Annotated in this window: 1 protein-coding gene; it reads left to right on the top strand. The window is 43.7% G+C overall.

Going from position 1 to position 2,441, the window contains the following annotated elements; genetic code table 11:
• On the top strand, positions 1 to 2,441 hold a 2,441-nt coding region (locus tag IEV57_RS19170; RefSeq protein WP_229744581.1), incomplete at both ends, for a YDG domain-containing protein.

Raw genomic sequence — 2,441 nt, 5'->3', positions numbered from 1 at the left:
GATGTTACAGCCGGAGCATTGAGTGGAGTTGCTACAGGTGAAGACGTGACGGTGACTGCTGTTGCGACTTATGATGACGAAACCGTTGGTACAGGCAAGACGATAACGGTTGTTTATACTTTGAGTGGAGCAGATGCAGGTAATTATACTGCTCTTGCGAACTTCGTAGTCACCGACGGTGAAATTACTGGCAAGTCTATTTCAGATGCTGTGATTGCTGATATTGCTGTGCAGATATATACAGGAGCGTCGATTGAGCCTGATGTAGTTTTAGAAGATGGAGGTGTTACCCTTGTTGAGGGAGTTGATTATGAAGTTACTTTTACTGATAATAAAGATGCTGGCACAGCTACCGTGACCATCAAGGGGATAGGCATCTATAGTGGGGAATTTAATGGAAGTTTTGTAATCAGTCCGAAGACGCTAAATATCATTCCAGATAATGGGCAATCCAAGAGCTATGGTGCTCTTGATCCAGAATTCACCTATACATTCAGTGGTGCTATTATTGGTGAGATTCCTAGTTTTGAAGGGTTACTAGGTAGAGATTCTGGCGAAGGTGTAGGCAATTATGAGATAGATCTTGGTTCTTTGGCATTGAAGGACAATGGTTCATTCAAGGCTGCTAACTATCAGGTCGACCTTACGACAGGCGTTGACTTTACAATCACCCGAGCGGCTTTGACCATCACAGCGAATGATGACAGCAAGTTCGTAACCCAAGCAGATGCCAACGGCTATGCAGGGGTGAGTTACAGTGGTTTTAAGTTCGGGGAGGACGAATCAGCTTTGAATACGACGAATCTGACGATCAGCCGTACGAATGCAGGTACAGAAACTGCAGGAGTCTATGCAGGAGTCTTGGAAGCGACGGGCATCACCTCTATCAACTATGAGATCAGCTATGTATCAGGAGACTACACGATAGTAGCAGCTGATCAGTTGCTGGTGAAGTTAGCTAATTCCAGTTCGCTATATGGAGAAGGAGCAGATTATGCAGTAGCATTGGCAGGTTATTACAGTTCGGATGACCAGCAAGTAGTGGACCTGACAGCTAGTGCACAATTGGTTGGCACAAGTGTGACAATAACTGATGGGGCATCAGGCAGTGCAAAATTTGATATTGCAGTGGAACAGCCGGTATTTAGTAGCAGTAATAATTTAAAAGTAGGCACCTATAGTTTGAAGGCTGATAACCGAGTACTTACCAGTCCAAATTTCAGCAATACGCTTGTTTTGCAGGGAATGTTGAATGTTGAAGCGAAGACACTGACAGCAAGCTTAACGAGTAGTTTGGAAAAGGTATATGATGGGAATAACAGGTTACCAGATATTGAATTTAGCTTAGACATACCATTGTCAGGAGATGTTTTAGCTGTGACTGGTACAGGTATTTATGATAGTAAGGATGCAGGGGTAAGAAATTATACGGTTAGTGGCTTGATGCTTACGGGTGCTGATGCAGTTAATTATGCCTTACAAGGTGGTTCTTTGGCAGTGATTATAGGTACAGATGGTTTGATCAAACAAAGAGAATTGCGAGTTATTCCCGACAGTGGTCAAAGCAAAGCCTTTGGAGAACTGGATCCTGTATTGACTTTTACATATTCAGGGCAGGTCGTAGGAGAAACTCCGGAATTTACAGGTGTTTTATCAAGATCTCCTGGTGAACCGATGGGTACTTACGAAATTACAGTTGGAACACTTGAGCTTACAGATAATACTAGTTTTGTTGCCTCTAATTATATTCTGGATTTAACTTCGAACATAGTTTTTGAGATCAAAGGCAAGTCAGTTTCTGATCTGATTATTTCAGCTATTTCCGATCAGATTTTCACAGGAGAAGCTATCGAACCTGAGATAGATTTAATAGATGGGGGTATTACGCTTGTCGTGGGTGTTGATTATGAAGTGACTTACACAGATAATACCGATGTAGGGACTGCTACGGTAACGATCAAGGGTATTGGTAATTACAGCGGGGAAGCTTCTCGTACTTTTGAAATCAAAGCTAAAAGTTTATCAATATCAGGTTCGACCTTGACTAAGACGAAGGCCTACGACGGCACGACAAGTGCGGATGTTACGGCTGGATCACTAGTTGGAGTTGCCACAGGTGAAGACGTGACGGTGACTCCTGTTGCGACTTATGATGATGAAACTGTTGGTACAGGCAAGACGATAACGGTTGTTTATACTTTGAGTGGAGCAGATGCAGGTAATTATAATGCTCCTGCGGACTTTGAGGTAACAGATGGTGAGATTACGACCAAGTCGTTGACGATCGCTGCCCCAACTTTGACCAAGACTAAGACCTACGAGGGCACGACAAGTGCAGATGTTACAGCCGGAGCATTGAGTGGAGTTGCTACAGGTGAAGACGTGACGGTGACTGCTGTTGCGACTTATGATGACGAAACCGTTGGTACAGGCAAGACGAT

The organism is Belliella aquatica, assembly GCF_014637795.1.
GTDB classification, from domain to species: domain Bacteria; phylum Bacteroidota; class Bacteroidia; order Cytophagales; family Cyclobacteriaceae; genus Belliella; species Belliella aquatica.
Note: the sequence above shows the minus strand (reverse complement) of the source record. Positions and strands in the feature narration are given on the sequence as shown.